Below are 25,817 nucleotides of genomic sequence, written 5' to 3'. Positions count from 1 at the left end.
CTAATCCACCCCGAAGGGCTTCATCGTTCGACTTGCATGTGTTAAGCACGCCGCCAGCGTTCGTCCTGAGCCAGGATCAAACTCTCCGTGAATGTGTACCGGTAATCCGGTGAGACACCACGGGGAGCGGAACGGTCGGAGGAATAGTCCGACCGTTCACAGCGTCCTCGCTGTGTTTTTTCAAAGGAACCTCGACCATCGGTTGTCCGATGGACGGGGTATCAACATATCTGGCGTTGACTTTTGGCACGCTGTTGAGTTCTCAAGGAACGGTCGCTTCCTTTGTACTCACCCTCGCGGGCTTTCCTCCGGGCGCTTCCCTTCGTTCTTGCGTTTCCGACTCTATCAGATCTTTCCGATCCGATTTCCTCGGTGCTTTCCAGGTTTCCGCTTCCGCGTTTCCCTTTCCGGCGGTTCCGACTTTATCAGAAGTTCTCAGTCGGTTTTCCCACCCGGTCCGGGGCACCATGTCCAGCGCGTGAAGTGCTGGGGTTCCCAACCGGGCGAGGTCGCAAACGTACTGGAGCGGGGCGCCCCGATGCAAATCGAGGCGCCCCGCTCCAGGTCCGAGCCGACGGGTCGTCAGACCTCCACGACCACAGGCAGGATCATCGGCCTGCGCCGGTAGTGGTCCGAGACCCACTTGCCGAGGGTACGGCGGATCAGCTGCTGGAGCTGGTGGGGTTCCACCACGCCGTCCTGGGCGGACCGTTCCAGGGCGTCGTTGATCCGCGGGATGACGTCGGTGAAGGCCGAGTCCTCGATGCCCGAGCCGCGGGCCTGGACGTGCGGACCGCCGGTGATCTTGCCGGTGGAGGAGTCCACGACCACGAAGACCGAGATGATGCCCTCGTCGCCGAGGATCTTGCGGTCCTTGAGGGCGGGTTCGCCCACGTCGCCGACGGAGAGCCCGTCGACGTAGACGTAACCGGCCTGGACCTTGCCGGAGATCTTGGCCTTGCCCTCGACCAGGTCGACCACCACGCCGTCCTCGGCGATGACGATCCGGTCGTGCGGGACGCCCGTGAGCGCGCCCAGTTCGGCGTTGGCGCGCAGGTGGCGCCATTCGCCGTGCACCGGCATCAGGTTCTTCGGGCGGCAGATGTTGTAGAAGTACAGCAGCTCGCCCGCGGAGGCATGGCCGGAGACATGCACCTTGGCGTTGCCCTTGTGGACGACGTGGGCGCCCCAGCGGGTCAGGCCGTTGATCACGCGGTAGACCGCGTTCTCGTTTCCAGGGATCAGCGACGAGGCCAGGATGACCGTGTCGCCGTCGACGATGCGGATCTGGTGGTCGCGGTTGGCCATCCGGGACAGCGCCGCCATCGGCTCGCCCTGGGAGCCCGTGCAGACGAGGACCACCTCGTGGTCGGGCAGGTCGTCCAGCGTCTTGACGTCGACCACCAGGCCCGGCGGGACCTTCAGGTAGCCGAGGTCACGGGCGATGCCCATGTTGCGGACCATGGAGCGGCCGACGAAGGCGACCCGGCGGCCGTACTCGTGCGCCGCGTCCAGGATCTGCTGGATGCGGTGGACGTGGCTGGCGAAGCTCGCCACGATGATCCGCTTGCGGGCGCCGGCGAAGACCTGGCGCAGCACGTTGGAGATGTCCCGCTCGTGCGGGGTGAAGCCGGGGACCTCGGCGTTCGTGGAGTCGGTCAGCAGGAGGTCGATGCCCTCCTCGCTGAGCCGCGCGAACGCGTGCAGGTCGGTAAGGCGGTTGTCCAGCGGCAACTGGTCCATCTTGAAGTCGCCGGTGTGCACCACCATGCCCGCGGGGGTGCGGATGGCGACGGCCAGGGCGTCCGGGATGGAGTGGTTGACCGCGATGAACTCGCAGTCGAAGGGGCCGATGCGCTCGCGGTTCCCCTCCGCCACCTCCAGGGTGTACGGCCGGATGCGGTGCTCCTGGAGCTTGGCCTCGATCAGCGCGAGGGTCAGCTTGGAGCCGATCAACGGGATGTCCGGCTTCTCGCGGAGCAGGAAGGGGACGCCGCCGATGTGGTCCTCGTGGCCATGGGTGAGGACGATGCCCTCGATGTCGTCGAGGCGGTCCCGGATGGACGAGAAGTCCGGCAGGATCAGGTCGATTCCGGGCTGCTCCTCCTCGGGGAAGAGCACTCCGCAGTCGACGATCAGCAGACGGCCGCCGTACTCGAAGACCGTCATGTTCCGGCCGATCTCGCCGAGACCGCCGAGCGGGGTGACCCGCAGGCCGCCTTCGGGGAGCGACGGGGGCGCGCCGAGTTCAGGATGCGGATGACTCAAAAGACTCTCCTCAACCACACACGCCACGTACCGGTACGGCACGTGGCGTGCATGACGTTCGTGCGAAGCAGTTGTCGTGGTGGGATGCGGGCACCGGTGGCCCGCGTATTCGGTTGTCGTGCCTTCAGTGGTGAAGCCCGGGGGCTTCTGGACCGCGAGGGTCCGGGTGGTGCTGAAGTCTGTTGCTAGAGCTGTACCCCGCCGGCGGCAAGATCGATCTTGAGCTGGGCGATCTCCTCGGGCGAGCACTCGACCATGGGCGAGCGCAGCGGGCCCCCGGGCAGTCCGAGCAGGTCGAGCGCGGCCTTGGTGGTCATGACGCCCTGGGTGCGGAACATGCCGGTGTAGACCGGGAGCAGCTTCTGGTGGATCTCGGTGGCCTTGACGACGTCGCCGGAGAAGTGGGCGTCGACCAGGGCACGCAGGTCGGGCGTGACCAGGTGGCCGACCACCGACACGAAGCCGACCGCGCCCACGGAGAGCAGGGGCAGGTTCAGCATGTCGTCGCCGGAGTACCAGGCGAGGCCGGACTGGGCGATGGCCCAGCTGGCGCGGCCGAGGTCGCCCTTGGCGTCCTTGTTGGCGACGATCCGGGGGTGCTCCGCGAGCCGGACGAGCGTCTCGGTGTTGATCGGGACGCCGCTGCGGCCGGGGATGTCGTAGAGCATGTTCGGCAGGCCGGTGGCGTCGGCGATGGCCGTGAAGTGCCGGTACAGGCCCTCCTGCGGGGGCTTGTTGTAGTACGGCGTGACGACCAGGAGGCCGTGGGCGCCGACGCGCTCGGCCTCGCGGGCCAGTTCGATGCTGTGGTGGGTGTCGTTGGTGCCGACGCCGGCGACGACCTGGGCGCGGTCGCCGACCGCTTCCAGGACGGCTCGTACCAGGTCCGATTTCTCCGCGTCACTGGTGGTGGGGGACTCGCCGGTGGTGCCGTTGACGACCAGGCCGTCGTTGCCTGCGTCCACCAGGTGGGCGGCGAGCCGCTGCGCGCCGTCGAGGTCGAGTGCGCCGTCCGCCGTGAAGGGCGTGACCATGGCGGTGAGGACCCGCCCGAAGGGGGTCTGCGGAGTCGAGGTCGGAGCCATGGGTAACACGCTACTCGGTGCTCCGTGCGCGGTCTGCCCTCGGGGGGCCGGGTAAGTCAGGACAAATGCGGAACCCGGCACTGCCTGCTCGGGGGTTCAAGCAGTGCCGGGTCCGTTTGATCAGGCTAGATGAACTTCTCTAAATGCCGCAATACGGACACTTCAGGAGGCTGACCCGTACATCCGTTCCGCGCGGCGGGACAGTGCCTCGTTACGGGGCCACGCGGCCGTTCGCGTTGTAGGCGGCGTATGTCAGCGGCATGAGCTTCGCCCACTCCGCCTCCATCTTCTCGCCCACCATCTCGATCTCCCGCTGCGGGAAGGACGGCACCTTGGCCAGCTCGTGCTGGGTGCGCAGGCCGAGGAAGTGCATCAGGGAGCGCGCGTTGCAGGTGGCGTACATCGAGGAGTACAGGCCGACGGGGAGCACCGAGCGGGCGACCTCGCGGGCGACGCCCTCGGCGAGGAGCTGCTGGTAGGAGGCGTACGACCGCTCGTACGACTCTTCGAGGGTGCCTTTGACCGCGGCGTGCTGCTCCGGGGTGCCCTCGACGAAGACGTACTTGCCGGGGCGGCCCTGCTGCACCAGCTTGCGGGAGGTGTCCGGCACGTAGAAGACGGGCTCCAGCTCGCGGTAGCGGCCGGACTCCTCGTTGTACGACCAGCCCACGCGGTGCCGCATGAACTCGCGGAAGACGAAGATCGGGGCGCTGATGAAGAAGGTCATCGAGTTGTGCTCGAACGGGCTGCCGTGCCGGTCGCGCATCAGGTAGTTGATCAGGCCCTTGGAGCGCTCGGGGTCCTTCTTCAGCTCGTCCAGGGACTGCTCGCCCGCGGTGGAGACACGGGCGGCGAAGAGGACGTCGGCGTCCGAAGCGCTGGACTTCACCAGCTCGACGGTGACATCGCTGCGGAACGTGAGCGACTCGGGGGTGGTCACGGGGGTTGGGGTCCTTCCCATCACTTCGGTGGTTCGCGCCCACCTTACGGGGCACCCGCGGGGGCCCGAGCGGGACCTCACCCGCAAAAAACGTGCCGACGATTTTTTCGGACATGGGCACCTTTTGCGGTACTCGATCGTCTGTACCGGTGAGTCCCGCACGTTCGATCACGAACCGGAAAAGGAGTGACACCCGCGATGTCCCGTCGGCGCGAGCCCATACCCTTCGCCTTCCTCGCCGAGGCCGACACGTTCCGCAGCAACGTGACGCCCCCGCCGCGGCACCGGGCGTCCTTCGGTGAGGCGGCCGGGCGCTGGCTGCTGGGTCTGACCGTGGTGGCCGGGCTGGTGGGCGCGCTGATCATCGGCATGCCGGCGCTGTCCACGCCGTCGGATGCGCCGGTGCCGCAGTCCCAGGCGTCCCAGGGGCGCTGACCCTTACGGCGGCTCCGGGCTGGTGAGCGGGAAGGCGGCCGGATAACCTCACCGGGCACAGCCCCCGCGAGGACCGAGTGAGGAACCGCCGTGCCCCTGCCCTTCCTGACGGCCGACCGTACCTTCGAGGCGGCCTCCGAGAGCGCACTGCCGTACGACGACCGGGACCGCTGGCGGCGGCCCTACCGGCCCGGTCCCTGGCGGGTCGGGGTGGCGGCGCTGGTGCTGATGGTCGCGTCGTTCGTGCTGTTCGCGGCGGTGCTGATCGCGTTGACCGGGACCCCGTCGTCCGCGGGTGCCGTCCTGGGCATCGGTCTGGTGGTGATCGCCGGGGCGTTGCGGCTGCTGCGGATGGGGGTGTGGGTGAGTCCGCGGGGAGTCCGGCAGGTCGGACCCGTGATGACGCGGACCGTGCCGTGGGCGCGGGTGGTGTCGGTGCGGACGGTGCAGCAGCCGGTGCGGTGGCTGGGGCTGCCGCGGACGGTGCAGGGGCAGGCGCTGGTGCTGGCCCGCAAGGACCGGGCGGCCGGGGAGACGGCGCCGCTGCTCACCACGCACTCGTTGGACTTCCTCGGCCGCCCCGCGGCGTTCGACCGGGCGGCGGACGCGGTGGAGGCGTGGGAGGCGGAGAACCGGCGCGACGGCTGAGGCCCGACGGGGTCGCTCGCCCGGCGCCGGTCGCGGGCCCGACGCCCGGCCCTGCCTGGGGGCGGGCCGCCCGCCCGGGGCCGATCGGAAGCCGCCTCCCCCGCGTGCCGCCGCGGCGGCGGTGGGTCAGGCGTCGCTCGGGATCCGGCCCGCGTGGAGGGCGATGGCCCGCTGCATCGCCTTGCGGGCGCGGGGCGTGTCACGGGCGTCGTGGTAGGCGACGGCCAGCCGGAACCAGCAGCGCCAGTCGTTCGGGGAGGACTCCGTCTCGGCCTTGCGCCTGGCGAAGACCTGGTCGGCCGAGTCACGGTCGATCCGGCCGCCCGCGGTGCGTTCGAGCTCGTCCACGGGCAGGCCCCCCTCCGCGTCGAGTTCGGCGGCGAGCTGGTTGGCCCGGCGGACGAACTGGGTGTTCTTCCACAGGAACCACAGGCCGATGACCGGCAGGATCAGCACCGCGATCCCGAAGGTGACGGTGAGGGCCGTACCCGTCTCTATGAGCAGCACGCCGCGGCTGCCGACCAGGACGAAGTAGAAGACCAGGACGGCGGCCGTGACAAGGTAGTTGATCTTCGCGCGCATGGCAGGGACTGTTCTCAGCTCAGGTCGAGGAAGTGCTCCAGGCCGAAGGTCAGGCCCGGAGTGGTCACCACGCGGCGCGCGCCGAGCAGGATGCCCGGCATGAAGCTGCTGTGGTGCAGGGAGTCGTGGCGGATGGTGAGGGTCTCGCCCTCGGCGCCGAGCAGCACCTCCTGGTGGGCCAGGAGACCGCGTAGCCGGACGGCGTGCACGGGGACGCCGTCCACGTCGGCGCCGCGGGCACCGTCGAGCGCGGTGACCGTGGCGTCCGGCGCCGGGGCGGTGCCGGCCGCGCGGCGGGCCTCGGCGATGAGCTGCGCGGTGCGCGTGGCCGTGCCCGAGGGCGCGTCCACCTTGTTGGGGTGGTGCAGCTCGACCACCTCGACCGACTCGAAGTACGGCGCGGCGATCTGCGCGAACTTCATGGTCAGCACGGCCCCGATGGAGAAGTTCGGGGCGATGAGCACGCCGGTCTGAGGGGACCGGTCGAGCCAGCCCTTCAGCTGCGCGAGGCGGTCCTCGGTCCAGCCGGTGGTCCCGACGACCGCGTGGATGCCGTGGCGCACGCAGAAGTCGAGGTTGCCCATGACCGAGGCGGGGGTGGTCAGTTCGACCGCGACCTGGGCGCCGGTCTCCGCCAGCGTCTCCAGCTTGTCGCCCCGGCCGAGGGCGGCCACCAGCTCCATGTCCTCGGCGGCCTCGACCGCCCTGACCGCCTCGGCCCCGATCCGGCCCTTGGCCCCGAGGACCGCCACGCGCAGCTTGCTCATCTTCGCTTCCCTACCGATCTCGCTGACGTACCGACTTGCTGACGTACCGACTTGTCGACGTGCCGTCCGGGGACGGCGGGGGTCAGGCGACGGCGTCGTGCAGCCGCGCGGCCTGTTTGTCCTTGAGCGGGCCGATGACCGACAGCGACGGGCGCCTGCCCAGGATGTCGCGGGCGACCGCGCGGACCTCGTCCGGGGTGACCGCGGCTATCTTCGCCAGCATCTCGTCCACGGACATCTGCTCGCCCCAGCACAGCTCGCTCTTGCCGATACGGTTCATCAGCGCGCCGGTGTCCTCCAGCCCGAGGACCGTGGAGCCGCGCAACTGGCCGATGGCGCGGGCGATCTCGTCGTCGGTCAGCCCGTTGGCGGCGACGTGGTCGAGTTCGTCGCGGCAGATCCGCAGCACGTCGTGCACCTGGCTGGGACGGCAGCCGGCGTAGACGCCGAACAGACCGCAGTCGGCGAAGCCCGAGGTGTACGAGTACACGCTGTAGGCCAGGCCGCGCTTCTCCCGGACCTCCTGGAAGAGCCGCGAGGACATGCCGCCGCCGAGGGCGGTGTTGAGGACGCCCATGGCCCAGCGGCGGTCGTCGGTGCGGGCGAGGCCCGGCATGCCGAGGACCACATGGGCCTGCTCGGTCTTGCGGCCGAGCAGTTCGACCTTGCCGAAGGTGCGGATCGTACGGCTGCCGTCGCGCGGGGCGATGGGCTGTGCGTCCGGGTTCCTCAGCGCGCCCGCCTTCTCGAAGGCCGCGCGGACCTGTCGTACGACCTTGTTGTGGTCGACGTTGCCCGCGCAGGCGACCACGAGGTGGGTCGGGTCGTAGTGCTTCTTGTAGAAGCGGCGGATGCGGTCGGCGGTCAGGGCGTTGACGGTGTCGACGGTGCCGAGGACGGGGCGGCCGAGGGCGTTGTCGCCGAACATGGTGTGCGCGAACAGGTCGTGCACGCAGTCGCCGGGGTCGTCCTCGGTCATCGCGATCTCTTCGAGGATCGCGCCGCGTTCGACGTCGACGTCCTCCTCGACGATGAGCGAGCCGGTCAGCATGTCGCAGACGACGTCGATGGCCAGCGGCAGGTCGGTGTCGAGCACGCGTGCGTAGTAGCACGTGTACTCCTTGGCCGTGAACGCGTTCATCTCGCCGCCGACGGCGTCGATCGCGGCGGAGATGTCCAGGGCGGAACGGCGCTCGGTGCCCTTGAAGAGCAGGTGCTCCAGGTAGTGCGTGGCGCCGTTCAGGGACGGGGTCTCGTCACGGGAGCCGACGTGCGCCCAGATGCCGAAGGTCGCGGAGCGGACCGAGGGCAGGGTCTCGGTGACGACGCGCAGGCCCCCGGGGAGGGTGGTCTTGCGGACGGTGCCGATGCCGCCGGTGCCCTTGATGAGCGTTTGGGTACGGGCGACGGCCCGCGCCTCCGAGGAGGAGCGGGCCGTCACCTTCGAGCCACGGGACGTCACTTGTCGGTGTCGTCCTTCGCCTCGTCGCCGTCCTCGCCCTCGATCACCGGGATGAGGGAGAGCTTGCCGCGCGAGTCGATCTCGGCGATCTCGACCTGGACCTTCTGGCCCACGCCGAGGACGTCCTCGACGTTCTCCACGCGCTTGCCGCCGGCGAGCTTGCGGATCTGCGAGATGTGCAGCAGACCGTCCTTGCCGGGCAGCAGGGAGACGAACGCACCGAAGGTGGTCGTCTTGACGACCGTGCCCAGGTAGCGCTCGCCGACCTCGGGCATCGTCGGGTTGGCGATGCCGTTGATCGTGGCGCGGGCGGCCTCGGCGGCCGGGCCGTCGGAGGCGCCGATGTAGATGGTGCCGTCGTCCTCGATCGTGATCTCGGCGCCCGTGTCCTCCTGGATCTGGTTGATCATCTTGCCCTTGGGGCCGATGACCTCACCGATCTTGTCGACCGGGATCTTGACGGTGATGATCCGCGGAGCGTTCGGGGACATCTCGTCGGGCCGGTCGATGGCCTCCATCATCACGTCGAGGATGTGGAGACGCGCGTCGCGGGCCTGCTTGAGGGCCGCGGCCAGGACGGACGCCGGGATGCCGTCCAGCTTGGTGTCGAGCTGGAGGGCGGTCACGAACTCCTTGGTGCCGGCGACCTTGAAGTCCATGTCGCCGAAGGCGTCCTCCGCACCGAGGATGTCGGTGAGGGTGACGTAGTGCGTCTCGCCGTCGATCTCCTGGGAGATCAGACCCATGGCGATACCGGCGACCGGGGCCTTCAGCGGCACACCGGCGTTCAGCAGCGACATGGTGGAGGCGCAGACCGAGCCCATGGACGTCGAGCCGTTGGAGCTCAGCGCCTCGGAGACCTGGCGGATCGCGTAGGGGAACTCCTCGCGCGTCGGCAGCACCGGCACGAGGGCGCGCTCGGCGAGGGCGCCGTGGCCGATCTCGCGGCGCTTCGGGGAGCCGACGCGGCCGGTCTCGCCGGTGGAGTACGGCGGGAAGTTGTAGTTGTGCATGTAGCGCTTGCGGGTCACCGGGGAGAGGGTGTCCAGCTGCTGCTCCATGCGGAGCATGTTGAGGGTGGTGACGCCCAGGATCTGGGTCTCGCCACGCTCGAACACCGCGGAGCCGTGCACCCGCGGGATGGCCTCGACCTCGGCGGCGAGCGTACGGATGTCCGTCACGCCGCGGCCGTCGATGCGCTTCTTCTCCTTGATGACGCGCTCACGGACCAGGGACTTGGTCAGCGAGCGGTACGCGGCGGAGATCTCCTTCTCGCGGCCCTCGAACTCCGGGAGGAGCTTCTCGGCGGCCAGACCCTTGACGCGGTCCAGCTCGGCCTCGCGCTCCTGCTTGCCGGCGATGGTGAGCGCCTGGGCCAGCTCGGGCTTGACCGCGGCGGTCAGGGCCTCCAGGACGTCGTCCTGGTAGTCCAGGAAGACCGGGAACTCGCCGGTCGGCTTGGCGGCCTTGGCGGCGAGGTCGGCCTGGGCGCGGCACAGGACCTTGATGAACGGCTTCGCGGCTTCGAGGCCGGCGGCGACGATCTCCTCGGTCGGCGCCTCGACGCCGCCCTCGACCAGCTTGAGGGTGTTGTCGGTGGCCTCGGCCTCGACCATCATGATCGCGACGTCGCCGTCCTCCAGGACGCGGCCCGCGACGACCATGTCGAAGACGGCCTCCTCAAGCTCGGTGTGCGTCGGGAAGGCGACCCACTGGCCGCGGATCAGCGCGACGCGGACGCCGCCGATCGGGCCGGAGAAGGGCAGGCCGGCCAGCTGCGTGGACGCGGACGCGGCGTTGATCGCGACGACGTCGTACAGGTGGTCGGGGTTGAGCGCCATGACGGTGCAGACGACCTGGATCTCGTTGCGCAGGCCCTTCTTGAAGGACGGGCGCAGCGGGCGGTCGATGAGGCGGCAGGTGAGGATCGCGTCCTCGCTCGGCCGGCCCTCGCGGCGGAAGAAGCTGCCGGGGATCTTGCCGGCGGCGTACATCCGCTCCTCGACGTCCACCGTGAGGGGGAAGAAGTCGAGCTGGTCCTTGGGGTTCTTGGAGGCGGTGGTGGCCGACAGCACCATGGTGTCGTCGTCCAGGTACGCCACGGCGGAGCCGGCGGCCTGCTTGGCCAGGCGGCCCGTCTCGAAGCGGATGGTACGGGTGCCGAAGGCGCCATTGTCGATGACGGCCTCGGCGTAGTGGGTCTCGTTCTCCACTAGCGTTTTCTCCGTTACTTATCGTCTTTTGTCCCTGGCCTGCCCGTGTGGCAGGGGGACGGTGGTGGAGAAGCGCGCCTGCGGTGCGGGCCGGTCTTCGATCGAAGCACCCGGGGTTCGCTTCCCCCGGGGGCCACTACCGAGGACCGGCGGCGGCGTGGTGCGCATCTCCTCGTTCTGTGTCGTGCGTCCTGCGTGTTGCGTTGTGCGTGTGCTACCACACTACAAAGCGGGTGTGACACCGCGCACGTTTCCGTACGTACAGCAAAGGGAGCGGCCCCCGAGTCCTGCCGGGAACCGCTCCCCTCACGGCGTCCTTACTTGGCACCGGCCGCACCGCGGCGGATGCCGAGGCGGTCGACCAGCGCACGGAAGCGCTGGATGTCCTTCTTCGCCAGGTACTGCAGCAGGCGACGGCGCTGACCGACCAGGATCAGCAGGCCACGACGGCTGTGGTGGTCGTGCTTGTGGGTCTTGAGGTGCTCCGTCAGGTCGGAGATCCGACGGGACAGCAGAGCGACCTGGACCTCGGGGGAGCCGGTGTCACCCTCCTTGGTACCGAACTCGCCGATGATCTGCTTCTTCGTAGCGGCGTCGAGCGACACGCGTACTCCTCATAGTCTGTGTTGAGGCCACCGAGTGCCCCCGGTCTGCATCTCGGGGGAGCTTCCGTGACTCGGAAGGCGGGGATCCGCTGCGCGCGGCCTCCAGGGCACGGGGCTCCGGGGGTGCGTACACGAACGGCCGTCACTCAGGGTACCAGGAGGCGGCGGGCCGGTTTCCCCCGGTCGGCGAACGTCTCCGCGGGGCGGCGCACGGCCACTAGGGTGAACGCCGGAACCGTACGTCACCGGGACCGTACGTTACGTCGGGAAGGGGTCGCCGCACGATGGCGGAAACGGAAGCCGAGACCAAGGCACGCAAGGAGCGCGAGCGCGACGAGCTGTACGCGCTCGACATCTCGGGCGTCGAGTGGCACTGCGCCCCGGGCACCGAGGAGCACGAGGAGCGCGTGGAGATCGCGTACCTCCCCGAAGGGGCCGTGGCGATGCGTTCCTCGCTGGACCCGGACACGGTGCTCCGGTACACGGAGGCCGAGTGGCGGGCGTTCGTGCTGGGGGCGCGCGACGGGGAGTTCGACCTGAAGCCCATGGCGCACAACGGGGGGCTGGACGCGCAGTAGGGGCGTCGGGGACGGCGAAGGGGCGGCACCCGGGGGTGCCGCCCCTTTTGCTTCCGGCCCTTGGTTCAGGTGCGGGGCCCGCCTCACCGCGTCATTTGCTCGTCATCGCCCGCGCGCTCGCGTACACGTCGAAGACCGCCAGGGCCAGCGGGATCAGCGTCAGCAGCACGAAGCCCTCGCAGATCTCCAGGAAGCGGCCCCAGAAGGGGGTGAGCCCGCCGCGCGGCAGGATCAGGCCGAGTGCCGTGACGACGGCCGCGGCCGCGGCGATGGCGGCGATCAGCCAGATGGTGCGCAGGTCGAGGCCGGCACGGTCGCCGGCCAGGGCCTCGCGCATCACGTCCTGCGGCGGGTTGAGGGCGAGGCCGAGGCCCAGCAGGACCAGGCAGGAGAGGCCGGCCGCGAGGACGGGGGCGACCTGGGCGGTGTAGCGGAAGAGGCCGGCGCGCATCAGCATCGCGATGCCGGTGGCCAGCGCGAGCAGTTGGGCCCAGAGGTCGGCGGAGAAGCCCAGCACCGCGGCGGCGCCCACGGCGAGCAGCGCGCAGCCGCCGACCAGGCCGACGAGGAGTTCGTGACCGCGGCGGGCCTGCGCCTCGATGCGGCCGGTGTCCACGGGTTCCGGCGCGGCCGACTCGGTGCCGTAGGCGGAGCGGGAGGTGCCGCTGCTGGGGTTCTCGAAGCCGATCGGCAGCCGGGCGAAGCGCATGGACATGCCGGGCAGGAAGGCGAGGGCGCCGACGGCGACCGGTGCGCACACGGCGGCCATCTCGGTCGCGGACCAGTGGACGAGGGTCGCGACGAAGACGACGACCAGGGCGACCGCGGAGGCGAACACGAAGGCGACGAACGGGCCGTCGCCGTGCGGGGAACTCAGGGTGAGGACCAGGGCGGCGACGAGCACGGCCGCGCACGCCAGCAGGAACTGGAGCCTGCCGATGCCCTCCCCGTCGCTCAGCGCCAGCAGTCCGCTGCCGGCGACGCCCAGGTTGGGCAGGGCGCCGAGGCCGAGGGCGACGGCCGAGCCGCGGTCGGTGTAGACGCGGGCGCGGACGCAGGAGAGGACGACCAGCAGGACGCCGGTGACGGCGGCGAGGATGCCGGCCAGGCCGTGCATGTCGTGGCGCGGGTCGGCGGTCCAGGCGACGAAGGCGAGCAGCGCGGGCAGCACTCCGCCGCCGACCAGGCCCGCGGCCCGGGTCAGGTCCCCGTGCCAGAGCCTGTGCTGCTTGGTGACGGCGGACGCGACGGCCTCGGCGACGTCGTCGAAGACGGCCGGCGGCAGGGACTCGGCGAACGGCCGCAGGGTGAGGAGTTCACCGTCGAGGATCCGCTGGGCGGCGAAGGAGCGCGCGCTGTCCAGCACGGTGCCGTCGGTGCGGACGAGGTGGTAGCCGACCGGGGCGCCCGACCCGGGGCTCTGCTGGGACAGCCGGAGGATCTCCGGGTACAGGTCGGCGACCGGGACATCGTCGGGCAGCGCCACGTCGATACGGCTGTCCGGCGCGACGATGGTGACCCGGCAGAAGCCGAGTCCGTTGGTGCCGGACCCGGAAGGGGCTCCCGTCCCGGGTCCGCCGTTGGCGGCGGCCGTCATGCTCACCTGCTGCTCCCCCTCAGTGGTGGTGGTGCGTCTACTTCGTGAAGGTCTCGTGCCGGCGTACGCCGTACCCCGGTGGCGCCACTGCCGCGCGCCGGGCTCCCGGGGCCGTTCCGCCTCGCCATCAGGGGAGTTGCCCCGTTTTGCCCTGCCCGCTCGACATATGCTCACGCGGACATCCGGCACCCTACCGCTCACCCACTGCGCGGGAACTCAGTAGGATCGCGCGGCGGCCTGCGCTCGCCGGACACGGGGCGGTGGGCGGAACGCCTGGGTCGGGCAAGGGAATTGGTGAGCAGTGAGCCAGATCGTCGTCAAGCGCCCGTCCAGGGCGCTGCCATCCGAAGTGCCCACGGATGAGATCCTTGTCCAGGCACCGCCCGAACTGCCGCGGGGGCATCAGGAAAGCGTGCTGATGCAGCTCCTGCCCACGCTGGGCATGGGCGGCTCGGTGGTGTTCTTCTTCACGAACGGTCAGCCGTTCATGAAGATCATGGGCGTGATCATGATCGCCTCGACGGTGGCGATGTCCATCGCGATGGTGATCCGCTTCCGCCGCGGTTCGCAGGGCCAGTTGGCCGACATGCGCCGCGACTACCTCAGCTATCTGTCGCAGATCCGCAAGGCCGCCGTGGAGACGGCGAAGGCGCAGCGGGACGCGCAGTACTACCTGCACCCCGCGCCCGAACAGCTCTGGGCGCTGGTCGCCGAGGGCAGCCGGGTGTGGGAACGGCGGCCCGGCGACGAGGACTTCGCACATGTGCGCGTCGGCCTGGGCCAGCAGCCGCTGGCGACCCCGCTGATCGCCCCGCAGACCGGTCCGGTGGAGCAGCTGGAGCCGTTGACCGCGGGCGCGATGCAGCGCTTCCTCGCCACCCACGGCACCCTCGGCGACCTGCCGATGGCGGTGTCGCTGCGCGCCTTCTACCACGTCACGGTCAGCGGCGAGCCGCAGGCGGTACGGGCCTCGGCCCGCGCCCTGGTCGGCTCGCTCGCCTCGCTGCACTCCCCCGAGGACCTGGTCATCGCGGTGGCCGCGGGCCGCGAGGCGCTGGCGCACTGGGACTGGGCCAAGTGGCTGCCGCATGTGCAGGTGTCGGGCGCGGTGGACGGCGCGGGCACCCGCCGGCTGATCGGCCCCGACCCGCGGGAGCTGGAGGACCTGCTGGCGTCCCGGCTGACCGGCCGCCCGCGTTTCCATCCCGCGGGCGCGCCGCTGCTGGACCAGCCGCACCTGGTCCTGGTGCTCGACGACCTCTCCCTGCTGCCGGACTCGGTGCTGGCCAACCCGGAGGGACTGCAGGGCGTCACCATCGTCGAGGTGGTGGCGGGCGAACTCACCAAGGCGGGCGGCGACCTGTCGATCGTCGTACAGCCGGGCCTGCTGCGCCTGGAGTCCGGACACGGTGAGGTCTACGACGGCACTCCGGACACCCTGTCGTACGAGTCGGCCGAGGCCCTGTCCCGGCAACTGGCGCCGCTGCGCATGGCCTCGGGCGGCGACGACGACGAACCGCTGCTCGCCAACCTGGAGTTCACCGACCTGCTGAGCCTCGGCGACGCCGCCTCCGTGGACACCAAGCGGACCTGGCGCCCGCGTGCCCTGGCGGAGCGGCTGCGGGTGCCGATCGGTGTGGGCGAGGACGGCCGCCCGGTGATGCTGGACCTCAAGGAGGCCGCCCAGGAGGGCATGGGCCCGCACGGCCTGTGCGTGGGCGCGACCGGTTCCGGCAAGTCGGAGCTGCTGCGCACCCTGGTGCTGGGCCTCGCGGTCACCCACTCCTCGGAGACCCTGAACTTCGTCCTCGCCGACTTCAAGGGCGGTGCGACCTTCGCCGGCATGGCGCAGATGCCGCACGTGGCGGCGGTCATCACCAACCTGGCCGACGACCTCACCCTGGTCGACCGCATGGGCGACTCGATCCGCGGCGAGCTCAACCGCCGCCAGGAGATGCTGCGCGACGCGGGCAACTACGCCAACATCCACGACTACGAGAAGGCGCGCGCGGCCGGCGCCCCGCTCCAGCCGGTCCCCTCGCTCGTGCTGGTGATCGACGAGTTCTCCGAGCTGCTGACCGCCAAGCCGGACTTCATCGAGATGTTCGTGCAGATCGGCCGCATCGGCCGTTCGCTGGGCGTGCACCTGCTGCTGGCCTCGCAGCGCCTGGAGGAGGGCCGGCTGCGCGGCCTGGAGACGTATCTGTCGTACCGGATCGGTCTGCGCACCTTCTCCGCGGCCGAGTCCCGCGCGGCCCTCGGCGTGCCGGACGCCTACGAACTGCCGAACGTGCCCGGTTCCGGCTTCCTGAAGTTCGGCACGGACGAGATGGTGCGCTTCAAGGCGGCCTACGTCTCCGGGGTCTACCGCTCGGGCGCCCAGCGCGCGGCCCTGCCCGGCGGTCAGCTCCCGGTGGACCGGCGCCCGGTGCTGTTCACGGCCACCGAGGTGCCGGTGCGGTACGCCGCCGTCCCGCAGCAGCGCGCCGAGGCGGCGCACGAGGTGGACGAGGCACTGGCCGACACGGTCCTCGACGTGATCGTGCGCCGGCTGGAGGCGCAGGGTCCGGCGGCCCACCAGGTGTGGCTGCCGCCGCTGGAGAGCCCGCCGTCGCTGGACGCCCTGCTGCCCGGCCTGGCGGCGGTGCAGGGCCGTGGCCTGACCCAGCCCGACTACGAGGGCGCGGGCCGCCTCGTCATCCCGGCCGGCCTGGTCGACAAGCCGTACGAGCAGCGCCGCGACCGTCTGATGCTCGACTTCTCGGGCGCGGCGGGCCACATGCAGATCGTCGGCGGCCCGCAGTCCGGCAAGTCGACGCTGCTGCGCACGCTGATCTGCTCGTTCGCCCTCACCCACACCCCGCACGAGGTGCAGTTCTACGGCCTGGACTTCGGTGGCGGCGGCATGGCCGCGCTGGACGGCCTGCCGCACGTCGGCGGCATCGCCTCCCGCCTGGACCCGGAACGCGTGCGGCGCACGGTGGCCGAGGTGTACGGCGTGCTGACGCAGCGCGAGGAGTACTTCCGCTCGGCCGGCATCGCCTCCATCGCGGACTTCCGCGCCCGCCGCGCCCGCGGCGACATCTCGGTGACGGAGCAGCCCTGGGGCGACGTCTTCCTGGTCATCGACGGCTGGGGCAACTTCCGCAGCGATTACGAGGGCCTGGAACAGCTCGTCCTGGACCTCGCCGCCCGTGGCCTGGGCTACGGCATCCACGTGATCATCACGGCGTCCCGCTCGATGGAGGTCCGCGCGAACCTCAAGGACCACCTGATGAACCGCCTGGAACTGCGGCTCGGTGACACCATGGACTCCGAGATCGACCGCAGGGTGGCGGCGAACGTCCCGGCCGGCGTGCCCGGCCGCGGTCTGTCCCCCGAGAAGCTGCACTTCATGGCGGCGGTGCCACGCATCGACGGCCTGACCTCCGACACCGACCTGGCCGACGCCACGGCGGCGCTGACCGGCGAGATCGGCCGCCACTGGCAGGCGCCGGGGGCGCCCCGGGTGCGGCTGCTGCCGCGCCGGCTGGAGGCGGCCGAGCTGCCGCCGGGCGACCGCTTCCCGCGGCGGGGCGTCGCCTTCGCCCTGGACGAGGACAACCTGGAGCCGGTGTTCCTGGACTTCGAACAGGACCCGTTCTTCCTGGTCTTCGGCGAGAGCGAGTCCGGCAAGTCCAACCTGCTGCGGCTGCTCATCCAGCAGCTGACGCTGCGGTACGGCGGCAACGAGGCGAAGTTCTTCGTCGTCGACAACCGGCGCGCCCTGCTGGACGTCACGCCGGCCTCGCACCTGGCCGAGTACATCCCGATGTCCAGCCAGATGGACCATCACATGGCGGCGCTGGCGGACCTGATGCAGCGCCGCACGCCCACCGCCGACGTGACCCCCCAGCAGTTGCGGGACCGAAGCTGGTGGCGGGGGCCGCAGGTCTTCGTCGTCATCGACGACTACGACCTGGTCTCCAACTCCAGCGGCAACCCGCTCAGCGGTCTGACCGAGATGCTGCCGTTCGCGCGTGACGTCGGCGTCCGCTTCATCATCGCCCGCTCCTCCGCGGGCGCGGGCCGCGCCGCCTACGAGCCGTTCATGCAGCGCATGAAGGAGCTCGGCGCCCAGGGCCTCGTCCTCGCCGGTGACCCGGCGGAGGGCGACCTCATCGGCGGGGTCCGGCCCCGGCCGATGCCCGCGGGCCGGGGCGTCTTCGTGTCCCGCAAGCGGGGGAAGCCGTTGGTTCAGACGGGCTGGGTGGACGTGGAGTACTGAGCGGGGCGGGGAAGGGAGGACGCCGTGCCCGCCGCGTCCTCCCCCCGCTGCCACGCCCGTCCGGCGTTCCGACGGCCAGCAGGTGGCGTTCAGCCGAAGTACACGCCGAGTCAAGGTCGTTTCAGCAACGTCTGGTCCATGCCAACCTCACGCTCGCGTGCCTACGCCGCCTCTGTGTGCACCGCGGCCCTGACCCTTTCGGGACTCTTCCTCACCGGGGTGGTCGCCGCACAGCCCGCGGCCGCCGCGGACCCGGCCGACTACCAGAACATCCGGATCAACGAGGTCACCTCGTCGGACGACGACACGGTGGAGCTGTACAACACCGGCTCGACCCCGGTGAGCATCAGCGGCTGGAAGGTGTCCGACGACGGCTTCTCGCCGCAGTCGTTCAGCCCGTCCGCCGGCACCGTCCCGGGCCACGGCTTCGTCACCTTCGACTCGCCCAAGGGGCTGGGCGACTCGGACAAGGTGGTGATCTACACCTCGGCCGGCACGGTGGTCGACCGCGTCGAGTGGGCCACCGGCAAGGCGAAGCCGGCGATGGCGCGTTGCGGCGGCGACGGCACCGGGGCGTGGGTCACCACGGCCACGGCGACCACGTTCGGCGCCGCGAACGCCCCGGGCTGCCCGGCGTCGGTTCCGGCGGCGAGCCAGGTGCGGATCAACGAGGTCACCTCCAGCGACGCCGACACCGTGGAGCTGTACAACGGCGGGAAGAGCGCGGTCGGCGTCGGCTCGTGGAAGTACGTCGACGGCGACACCGGCCACTCCGCGGCCTCCGTCTCGTCCTCCTCGCCGAGCGCGACCAGCATTCCGGCCGGCGGCTACGTCACGTTCGACTCCGGCATCGGCCTGGGCGACAACGACTCGCTCTTCCTCACCGACGGCAACGGCGACACGATCGACTCCGTGACCTGGGCGACCGGTGGCGCCAAGCCGTCGGACGAGCGCTGCGCCGACGGCACCGGCTGGTTCCAGACCTCCACGGCCGCGACGCTCGGGAGCGCGAACTCCTGCCCGGACGGCAGCGGCGGCAGCGGCGGTGACCCCGGTGGGGACACCGGCCGGCTGCTGGGTGGCGGCGGCTCGCTCACCAGCGGCTGCACCCCCGAGGCGCCCACCGGTACGGGTTCCGCCCCGGCGGGCACCCTGGCGTGGCCGGGCGGGAAGGACGTCACGATCGCCGACGACGTCTGCGCCTTCACCACGTCCACCGGGCCCGAGGGCCGTGACCTCAGCGGCCTGGCGTTCGACCCGTCGAACCCGTCGGTGCTGTGGGCGGCCAAGAACAAGAACTGGCTGTTCAAGCTGGTCAAGAGCGACGGCAAGTGGATCCCGGACCCGTCGTGGAGCGCGACCGGCAAGCAGATCCGCTTCCTGGGCGGCTCCGGCGAGCCGGACTCCGAGGGCCTGACGGTCGGCGGCAACGGCCACCTCTACGTGACCTCCGAGCGCGACAACACCAAGAACACGGTCCCCAAGGACACGATCATGGAGTTCGATCCCTCCGCCACCGGATCGACGCTCACGCCGGTCCGCCAGTGGGACATGACCGCGCAGTTCCCGCAGCTGAACACCGGCGACAAGGACATCGCCAACCTGGGCTTCGAGGGCGTCGCCTACGTGCCGGACGGCTGGCTGACGGCCAACGGCTGGGTCGACCCGCTCACCGGCGCCGCCTACGACCCGGCGAACTACCCGCTGCACGGGTCGGGCCTGTTCTTCGCCGGCCTGGAGCGGGACGGCACGCTGCACGTCTACGGCCTGAACTCCGACGGCACGTTCACCACGTTCGGCACGGTCTCGACCGGCAAGGCCTCCGTGATGGACGTGACGTTCGACGCCGGAACGCAGCGCGTCATCGCCACCTGCGACAACACCTGCGGCGAGACGCACACCCTCATGAAGATCAATGCCGCCGGCGCGCTCGTTCCCGACGTGACGTACACGAACCCGGCCGTCATGCCGGTCGACAACCTGGAGGGCTTCGCCCTCGCGCCGGCCTCGACGTGCGTCGACGGCTCGCGCGAAGCGGTCTGGACCGACGACGGGATCTACGGCTTCGGCTCCGGAAGCTCCTCGTCCGGACACGCCCTGTACAGCGGCACCTTCCCCTGCTGAGCCGTCCGCGGGAACGAAGCTCCCTGCAGGCGGGTCCGCGATCACCCGCCGTTTGCCGGGAGCTTCGTCGTATCCGTCGCCGTCGCCCGGAAGCCAGGAAGCCGCTGTTTCAGGCCAGGACCGCGAACAGTCCGTGCCGAGTCGAGTACGCACCGCCACGCCGCTGGTAGCGTGTCCGGACTCCCGCCTACGGGCGGGCCGGTGGGGAATCGGCGGAGGAAACGCGCATGCCGTGGGACGAATGGGAGCAGCTGAAGGCCGAAGCCGCGAAAGGACGGTCGCCGCACATGCGGCTCAACCAGCTGGCCGCGGATTCCGGGGGCGGGGGCGGCGCCTCCCGGCAGGGCGATCTCACCGTGCACCAGACCGACCTCGCCGCGGTCGGCTCCGCCGCGTACGACCTCTTCAACCAATTCACCACGTTCAGCACTCACGCCCGCGTCGCTTCCATGACGGCGGCCGGCGGACTCACAACCCAGGGCTTCGCCCTCGGCGCCGCCCTCGACCATGTCGCCGAACGCTGGATCGACCAGTCCCAGACTCTCCTCGACGCCTGCGCCCAGATCTCCAACCACCTGCGCTACACCCGCGATCGGCACGCCGCGGACGAGCACTACGTCGCCGGCACGCTCAGCAGCATCCACCAGCTGGACCAGGGCTTCGACCACCGGAAGGGTGCCTGACACCTCATGGACTTCGACGCCCTGCGCGACGGAAGCTTCTCCCAGCTTCAAGACGCCATCGCCGACTGGGAGCAGATGACCAAGAACCTCGCCACCCTCGCGAGCGATGCCCGCGACAATCTCAAGGCCAAAGCCAACAAGGCGAACTGGACCGGCGTCAACGCCCAGGTGAGTCGCGAGTTCATCGACAAGACCGCCGAGGAGTTCACGGACGCCCACACCCAGGCGGACTCCATCACGAGCATCCTCAAGGACACCCACGGCGAACTCCTCGGCTACCACGGCCAACTCCACGACGCCCTCACCCGAGCCCAGCAGCACAACATCGTCGTCACCGACACCGGCCACGGCACCTTCCGCGTCATGTCGGGCCCCGCCACCGGCGACACGACCCAAAAAGACGTCGACGCCGTTCGTGACGAGATCCAGCGCATCCTCACCAAAGCCACCACCAGCGACACCACCGCAGCCAGGGCGCTGCGGATGCTGGTCGACGAGACCAAGTACGGCTTCTCCGACGCCTCCTACAGGAACCGTGACCAGGCCGCCAAGGCCCTCCAGGAAGCCGACGAGTTGGCGAAGCTCGCGAAGAAGAACCCACGGGATCTGACCGCGCAGGACATCGAGGCGATCAACGAGGGCCTGAAGAAGTACCACAACGACCCCTTGTTCTCCCAGGAGTTCACCGAACACCTAGGCGCCAAGGGCACGGAGAACTTCTGGCTCGGCCTCACCGACGGCCGCGAAGGTGCACCCGTGGGCTACGAGATCACCACCAAACTCGCCGATCTGCAGAAAAACCTCAGCCTCACCCTGGCCACCGCCAGCCACTCCGACAGTCCTGACATGACGGCCTGGAAACAGCAGGTCATCGGCAACGGCGGCGAGGCCGTTGGCACTCGTGGCAACGTCCTCGGTTTCCAGGTCATGAGCAACCTGATGCGCGACGGCGACTTCGACGACACGTTCATGACTAATTACGGCCAAGCGTTGATGAAGACCGAGCGCTTCTACACCGACGACGGCAAGAACATGGCCTGGCAGCACAACCCGACCGGCCTCAGACTCAACTACGAAGGTGGCAAGAACGGCGACGACGGCTGGGACCCCGTCAACGGCTACCTGAAAGGCCTCTCCCACAACCCCGACGCCGCGACCGACTTCTTCAACGACGATTTCATTTCCCAGGACTCACACCACAAGTCCGCAGTCTCCAACTTCAAGTATCTATTCACCGAGCGTCACTGGCCCAACGACTCCATCAACCTCAACAACACCGCCGGCCAGAAGTACCTCAGCCAGGCCATCGAAGCCGCCACCACCGGCCACCCCGCCGGCGAGAGGCCGACACTCGCCCTCACTGGCCACAGTGCCGGCGAAGCACATCTGTACTCAGATCTCGTCAACACCATCGCCGACAAGCCCGAGCTCCTCACCGACCGCAGTTATATGGCCGGCAACTTCGGGCAGATCACGTCGGAGTATCTGCCCGACATCAACCGGGGTGTCAGCGACTCGCCGAACAAGGATCATCTGTATCCCATCAACGGCTCCTCGGCCCAGCTCGGTTTGACGAACACAAGTAAATTCCTGTTCGCCCTGGGGCAAGACCCGCATGGTTACGCACCGGTCGAACTGAGCCAGAAGGCATACCTGTCGAACCTGCTCCAGTATCAACTGGACCCGGACCTGCCCGCCAACCAACACGCCGGTCTCTCGCCCATGTCGATCGTACGGGACACCACGACGGACACCGGACAGATTTCTGGCATGCTCCACGAGGGCCGTATGGAGGCCATCGGAAGCGCGGCAACCGGAAAAGACGATTCTTACGGTCATGCTGCCGCCCAGTATCAGAATTTGATCTCCGGCGTCGTCGGCACCGGAATCGGAGCCGGCACGTCATGCATCGGCTCCCCTCTGGCCGGGGCGGTCGTGGGCGGAGCCGCAGGAACCGCAACGAACGCGGCCCTGCAGTGGCTGTTCCAGGACGCAGAAGGGAATGCGACGGACGACGCCCACAGCGACGAGGGAGACGCTTGGGACCATGGCCTGGATATCAATAAATCCTACGCGGGAGAGGCAACAAAGCTGGCTGTCCAACGCTACCACCTAAAATCAGGCGCCGACCTCGAAGACACCGCAGAAATTGAAGCAGGACGCGGCTATCGAAGCGCACAACAAACTTTGCACGGCGTGGCTCCGGGCATCAACAAAGACGTCACCGGCTGAACGGAATAATGCCTTTGAACGCCATAAAGGTCGGCACAGTGGTGCGGCCTCGAACAATGGTGGTAGCCGCTGCCGCGACGATACTCAGCCTGAGTGTTTCCGCATGCAGCCATCACACAGCAACGGATCCGACCGCGACCACAGCAGCCCAAGCCTGCGACTCCACGCTCGACGCCTCCGGAGTAGCGGCACTCCAACGCCTACTCGGCACGGACACCGGCAAGTTCGTCGAGACCACCGGAGACGGCCTCAGCGACAAGTTCTCCCTGCGGGAAGCAGCAAAGAATGTTCGTAACAACACGCAAGCCAAAGGGCGAAATTACTGCATCATCGGCAAATACAAAAAAGGGGGGAAGCGCACGATCTCGGAAATATCTTTTGATGCCGTTCAGCGATCCAAGGTCGCCCACTTATTCTCTGACGGAGTACGAGTGCGCTACCCCATGGGCATCCGCGCAGAAACGATGACCGATGGACCCAGCGACGACGTCGCCTACACGACCTACATCGATTTCACGTGCCCTCTCCGGACAACCGGCAAAAAGAGCAGCTTAACGCAATACGTCGAGGCAGTACTCTCCGTCACCAGAACAGGGGAGCACGCCGGTGGCGAGGCGAGGGACACCATGCTCGTCCTCAACCCCGTCGCTCGCGCCATGGCGAAAGAGCTCGGGTGCCTCTCCCAGGCAAACCTGCCCCTGCATGTACCATCGCCCACCCCGCGCAAGAGCTGATCACCATCCCAGCACTCCAGGGTGATCGGCACCGGCGAGGGACAGTTCGTCGACATATCGGCGATGGTCAGAGAGACGCGGTGGCCGGCGAGGGCGAGGTCGACGGCCATGATTCAAACGGCTGTGGCATCGGGATGGTCCAGCGGATCCCCGCGTCCGGGCGCCGTACTGCGGCCAGCCGGTGGTCCTTCGTCAGGACGTACACCGCCTCCGCATGACGGCCAGCAGCGACGTGGCTTCGGCGGGCGCCGTCCACTTGGCTCGCCCGTGGACGGCACGAAGTCGCTTCGCCGCCGATGATGTAGTCGCTCTCGTCGGCATCGAGGACGCGTGCCGTCGGCGTCTTCACGGCGGGCGGGATGGTGAACAGCTCCTCGCGGCCCGGACGGGGAAGTGCGAGAAGAACGGTGGGCCGGCCGTCGACGCAGGGACCCTGGGCGGGGGTCGGTCCTCCAGAGTGGTGATCAGGTGGTACAGGCCCACATGCCGCCGCGTCTGCGTGGTCCTGCGCGTCGCTGCGCCGGGTGCGTACCGGACATGGCAGAGGGTGGGCACCCTCCGTGCGTGCCCACCCCGCCGTCGCACTGCCGCTTACGCGAAGTAGCTGGCGGCTTTCTTGTCGCCGCCCATGTAGTCACCGCCGGCCGCGTGCACGGCGTGACCGATGGCGACCAGGGCCTCGTGGATGCCGCGGGCCTCGCGGTCCCAGGCGGTCATCTGGTGGAGGTACTCGGTGTGCGCCTCGCCCTCCCACATGCCGGAGACGTTCTGGATGTCCTGCTTGATCTTCGCCAGGGAGGCCTCGAGCTTCTCGGCCGCCTTGCCGATGTCGGTCGCCGTCTGGTCGAGGCCGTCGTAGTGGACCTCTGTCACGCCGTCGTGGGCGCCCATGTTTTCCTCCGTTGGTGAGAAGTGGTGGTTCGGACCGAGCGGTATCAGTAGCCCGCGAGCACGGACTGCGAGCTCGCCGCCGAGTGCGAGCCGCCGTAGTCCACGTCGATCTTCTGGACCTGGGCGCGGACCTGGTCCTCGGTGCTGTCGTTGATCTTCATGGTGGAGTTCATGGCGTCCATGAACTTGACCAGGATGTTGCCGATCCGGACCATGCGCTCGTTGATCTCGGTCTGCTTGGCGTTGAACGCGCCGGCGCCGATGCCCTTCCAGTGGCCCTCAAGGGTGTCGATCAGGTGCTGGAGGGTCCGGAGCTGCGTCTGGATGTGCTCGAACTGCGTCTTGAGACCCTGTTCGAGCTTGACTACGGAATCGACGGTGATTTTCTGAGTGCCTGCACTCATTGCGATGCCTTTCTCTGTGAACTGACGGACCTCTGCCCGTTCGGCGAACGAGCAGTAGTACGGGAGACCGGTCAGGCGTTGCGTCGCGAGCGCAGCACGGCGAAACCGGCGCCTCCGAGGACCAGTACGGCGGCTGCGGCACCGATGATCACCCACGTCTGGGTGCTGCCGCCGGAACCTGTCTCCTTCGCGGCGGAGGTGGAGCCGGTGGCGGCGGCTCCGGTGCCCTTGGCCTTGCCCTCGGCCGAGGACGGGGGCGCGGCGGAGAGGCTCGGGGTGGCTGTGACGTCCGCGTCCGCGGCCGTTCCGTTCTCGGCGTACAGGGGATCCCTGTTGGCCGCGCCGGGATCGATGTTCTTGTCGGACAGCACGAGGCGCGGGCGGAGGATGCCGTAGCCGAGGTAGGTGCTGGGCGTGTTCTTCGGCCAGTCACGCCCGGCGGTGTCGATGAGGGTCCGCAGGACCTGGTTGGCGGTCCAGTCGGGGTGGGCGGACCAGATGAGGGCGGCGGAGGCGGAGGCGACGGCGGATGCCTGGCTGGTCCCCCCGGACATGCAGTACTGGGTGAACTTGGTGTCGCACCACATGGGGACGTTCTCACCAGGTGCCGCGACGTCCACAGAGTTGCCGTGCGTGGAGTATTTGGCCACCGTTCCGCTTTTGTCGACAGAGGACACACCGACGACATACGGGTCAGCCGCAGGGTAGTTGGCCTTGTTTCCCTTGTCTGCCATGTTGCCGGTCGCGGCGAACAGGAGCTTCCCCTTGGAGGCCGCGTACTTGAGGGCGTCCGCCTCGTCGGAGTCGAAGTAGACACTGCCGTAGGACATGTTGATGATCTTGGCGTCGCTGTCGGCAGCCGCCCTGATCGCCTGGGCGGAGGTGGGGGACTTCGCCCGTTCCTTCTCGTCCTTCAGCTCGTCGGATCCCACCCGGATCGGAATGATCTTCGCGCCGGGCGCGAGGCCCTTCACGCCGCCACCGGCTCCAGTGCCCGCGATGATCTCGGCCATCGAAGTGCCGTGAGCGTCGAAGTCCGTAGTGGCGCCGTATGCAGCGGATTTGGGCACCTCGTTGACAAGCACCTGCCCCTTGAGGGAAGGGGTCCTCGGATTCACGCCACTGTCGATGACCGCGACCTTCACCCCCTTACCGGTGCTGGACTTCCACATCTCATCGGCGTGCATCGAAGTCAGGTACCACTCCTTCGACTGAGTGTCCGAGGCCACGGCGGCGGGAGCCAGCCCGGCGCAGACGACGGTCAGCGCGCCCAGCGCCGAGCACATCGCCGCCAGACGTCTC

21 protein-coding genes and 1 rRNA gene are annotated in these 25,817 nt (G+C 69.1%); 8 read left to right on the top strand and 14 right to left on the bottom strand.

The genetic code is table 11. From position 1 onward, the window contains the following. From AB0927_RS07690 to thyX, 4 genes are all read right to left on the bottom strand, one after another. Nucleotides 1–92 (bottom strand): 16S ribosomal RNA (locus AB0927_RS07690); the annotation flags it as partial. A gap of 490 nt (nucleotides 93–582) precedes the next feature. After that, the gene (locus AB0927_RS07685; RefSeq protein ID WP_366666618.1) at nucleotides 583–2,268 is read right to left on the bottom strand and encodes a ribonuclease J; all 1,686 of its coding nucleotides are present in this window, start codon (nucleotides 2,266–2,268) and stop codon (nucleotides 583–585) included. 185 nt (nucleotides 2,269–2,453) lie between these two features. Beyond that, nucleotides 2,454–3,353 (bottom strand): 4-hydroxy-tetrahydrodipicolinate synthase, encoded by a 900-nt coding sequence (dapA, locus tag AB0927_RS07680; RefSeq protein ID WP_366666617.1) that lies wholly within the window; start codon nucleotides 3,351–3,353, stop codon nucleotides 2,454–2,456. A gap of 211 nt (nucleotides 3,354–3,564) precedes the next feature. Continuing rightward, on the bottom strand, nucleotides 3,565–4,314 hold the full coding sequence (gene thyX / locus AB0927_RS07675; RefSeq protein WP_366666616.1) for an FAD-dependent thymidylate synthase: 750 nt from the start codon (nucleotides 4,312–4,314) through the stop codon (nucleotides 3,565–3,567). A 177-nt stretch (nucleotides 4,315–4,491) separates the two neighbouring features. On the opposite strand from thyX, the gene AB0927_RS07670 reads away from it, so the two are divergent. Next, a complete protein-coding gene (locus AB0927_RS07670; RefSeq protein WP_366666615.1) occupies nucleotides 4,492–4,728 on the top strand; it encodes a hypothetical protein in 237 nt (78 codons plus the stop codon). Nucleotides 4,729–4,818: 90 nt separating this feature from the next. After that, nucleotides 4,819–5,376 (top strand): phage holin family protein, encoded by a 558-nt coding sequence (locus AB0927_RS07665; protein ID WP_366666614.1) that lies wholly within the window; start codon nucleotides 4,819–4,821, stop codon nucleotides 5,374–5,376. Nucleotides 5,377–5,502: 126 nt separating this feature from the next. Here AB0927_RS07665 and AB0927_RS07660 read toward each other — a convergent pair whose 3' ends face one another. The 5 genes from AB0927_RS07660 to rpsO form a co-directional block, all read right to left on the bottom strand. Beyond that, nucleotides 5,503–5,958 carry a hypothetical protein gene (locus AB0927_RS07660; RefSeq protein ID WP_366666613.1) on the bottom strand — a complete coding sequence of 152 codons (456 nt, stop codon included), beginning with the start codon at nucleotides 5,956–5,958 and terminating at the stop codon, nucleotides 5,503–5,505. Between the two features lie 14 nt (nucleotides 5,959–5,972). After that, complete coding sequence (gene dapB, locus AB0927_RS07655) at nucleotides 5,973–6,725, bottom strand: 4-hydroxy-tetrahydrodipicolinate reductase (protein ID WP_366666612.1); 753 nt, start codon at nucleotides 6,723–6,725, stop codon at nucleotides 5,973–5,975. A gap of 82 nt (nucleotides 6,726–6,807) precedes the next feature. Next, nucleotides 6,808–8,187, bottom strand: coding sequence for a pitrilysin family protein (locus AB0927_RS07650; protein ID WP_366666611.1), 1,380 nt, complete (start codon nucleotides 8,185–8,187; stop codon nucleotides 6,808–6,810). After that, nucleotides 8,184–10,400: a polyribonucleotide nucleotidyltransferase gene (locus AB0927_RS07645; protein WP_366666610.1), complete on the bottom strand. Its 2,217-nt coding sequence runs from the start codon at nucleotides 10,398–10,400 to the stop codon at nucleotides 8,184–8,186. Before AB0927_RS07645 ends, AB0927_RS07650 begins: the two co-directional genes overlap by 4 nt. A gap of 317 nt (nucleotides 10,401–10,717) precedes the next feature. Beyond that, a complete protein-coding gene (gene rpsO / locus AB0927_RS07640) occupies nucleotides 10,718–11,005 on the bottom strand; it encodes a 30S ribosomal protein S15 (protein WP_030177470.1) in 288 nt (95 codons plus the stop codon). Nucleotides 11,006–11,289: 284 nt separating this feature from the next. Here rpsO and AB0927_RS07635 point away from each other — a divergent pair, with 284 nt between their 5' ends. Continuing rightward, on the top strand, nucleotides 11,290–11,583 hold the full coding sequence (locus AB0927_RS07635; RefSeq protein ID WP_366666609.1) for a DUF397 domain-containing protein: 294 nt from the start codon (nucleotides 11,290–11,292) through the stop codon (nucleotides 11,581–11,583). Between the two features lie 91 nt (nucleotides 11,584–11,674). Here AB0927_RS07635 and eccD read toward each other — a convergent pair whose 3' ends face one another. Continuing rightward, on the bottom strand, nucleotides 11,675–13,180 hold the full coding sequence (gene eccD, locus AB0927_RS07630) for a type VII secretion integral membrane protein EccD (RefSeq protein ID WP_366666629.1): 1,506 nt from the start codon (nucleotides 13,178–13,180) through the stop codon (nucleotides 11,675–11,677). Between the two features lie 301 nt (nucleotides 13,181–13,481). On the opposite strand from eccD, the gene eccCa reads away from it, so the two are divergent. From eccCa to AB0927_RS07605, 5 genes are all read left to right on the top strand, one after another. After that, nucleotides 13,482–17,447, top strand: a complete 3,966-nt coding sequence (eccCa, locus tag AB0927_RS07625; protein WP_366666608.1) for a type VII secretion protein EccCa — start codon at nucleotides 13,482–13,484, stop codon at nucleotides 17,445–17,447. A gap of 138 nt (nucleotides 17,448–17,585) precedes the next feature. After that, the gene (locus tag AB0927_RS07620) at nucleotides 17,586–19,571 is read left to right on the top strand and encodes a lamin tail domain-containing protein (RefSeq protein ID WP_366666607.1); all 1,986 of its coding nucleotides are present in this window, start codon (nucleotides 17,586–17,588) and stop codon (nucleotides 19,569–19,571) included. A 227-nt stretch (nucleotides 19,572–19,798) separates the two neighbouring features. Continuing rightward, on the top strand, nucleotides 19,799–20,254 hold the full coding sequence (locus AB0927_RS07615; RefSeq protein WP_366666606.1) for a hypothetical protein: 456 nt from the start codon (nucleotides 19,799–19,801) through the stop codon (nucleotides 20,252–20,254). A gap of 6 nt (nucleotides 20,255–20,260) precedes the next feature. Beyond that, on the top strand, nucleotides 20,261–22,486 hold the full coding sequence (locus AB0927_RS07610; RefSeq protein ID WP_366666605.1) for a hypothetical protein: 2,226 nt from the start codon (nucleotides 20,261–20,263) through the stop codon (nucleotides 22,484–22,486). A 14-nt stretch (nucleotides 22,487–22,500) separates the two neighbouring features. Next, nucleotides 22,501–23,220 carry a hypothetical protein gene (locus AB0927_RS07605; protein WP_366666604.1) on the top strand — a complete coding sequence of 240 codons (720 nt, stop codon included), beginning with the start codon at nucleotides 22,501–22,503 and terminating at the stop codon, nucleotides 23,218–23,220. Nucleotides 23,221–23,287: 67 nt separating this feature from the next. On the opposite strand, the gene AB0927_RS07600 is transcribed toward AB0927_RS07605, so the two are convergent. The 4 genes from AB0927_RS07600 to AB0927_RS07585 form a co-directional block, all read right to left on the bottom strand. Continuing rightward, nucleotides 23,288–23,569, bottom strand: a complete 282-nt coding sequence (locus AB0927_RS07600) for a hypothetical protein (RefSeq protein ID WP_366666603.1) — start codon at nucleotides 23,567–23,569, stop codon at nucleotides 23,288–23,290. A gap of 242 nt (nucleotides 23,570–23,811) precedes the next feature. Continuing rightward, nucleotides 23,812–24,111 (bottom strand): WXG100 family type VII secretion target, encoded by a 300-nt coding sequence (locus AB0927_RS07595; RefSeq protein ID WP_366666602.1) that lies wholly within the window; start codon nucleotides 24,109–24,111, stop codon nucleotides 23,812–23,814. Between the two features lie 44 nt (nucleotides 24,112–24,155). Further along, nucleotides 24,156–24,515 (bottom strand): WXG100 family type VII secretion target, encoded by a 360-nt coding sequence (locus tag AB0927_RS07590; RefSeq protein WP_366666601.1) that lies wholly within the window; start codon nucleotides 24,513–24,515, stop codon nucleotides 24,156–24,158. 71 nt (nucleotides 24,516–24,586) lie between these two features. Then, nucleotides 24,587–25,801, bottom strand: coding sequence for a S8 family serine peptidase (locus AB0927_RS07585; protein WP_366666628.1), 1,215 nt, complete (start codon nucleotides 25,799–25,801; stop codon nucleotides 24,587–24,589). Between the last annotated feature and the right edge of the window lie 16 nt (nucleotides 25,802–25,817).

This window comes from Streptomyces sp. NPDC048106, assembly GCF_040706415.1.
Classification (GTDB): Bacteria; Actinomycetota; Actinomycetes; order Streptomycetales; family Streptomycetaceae; genus Streptomyces.
This window is presented reverse-complemented; position numbering and strand designations above follow the sequence as displayed.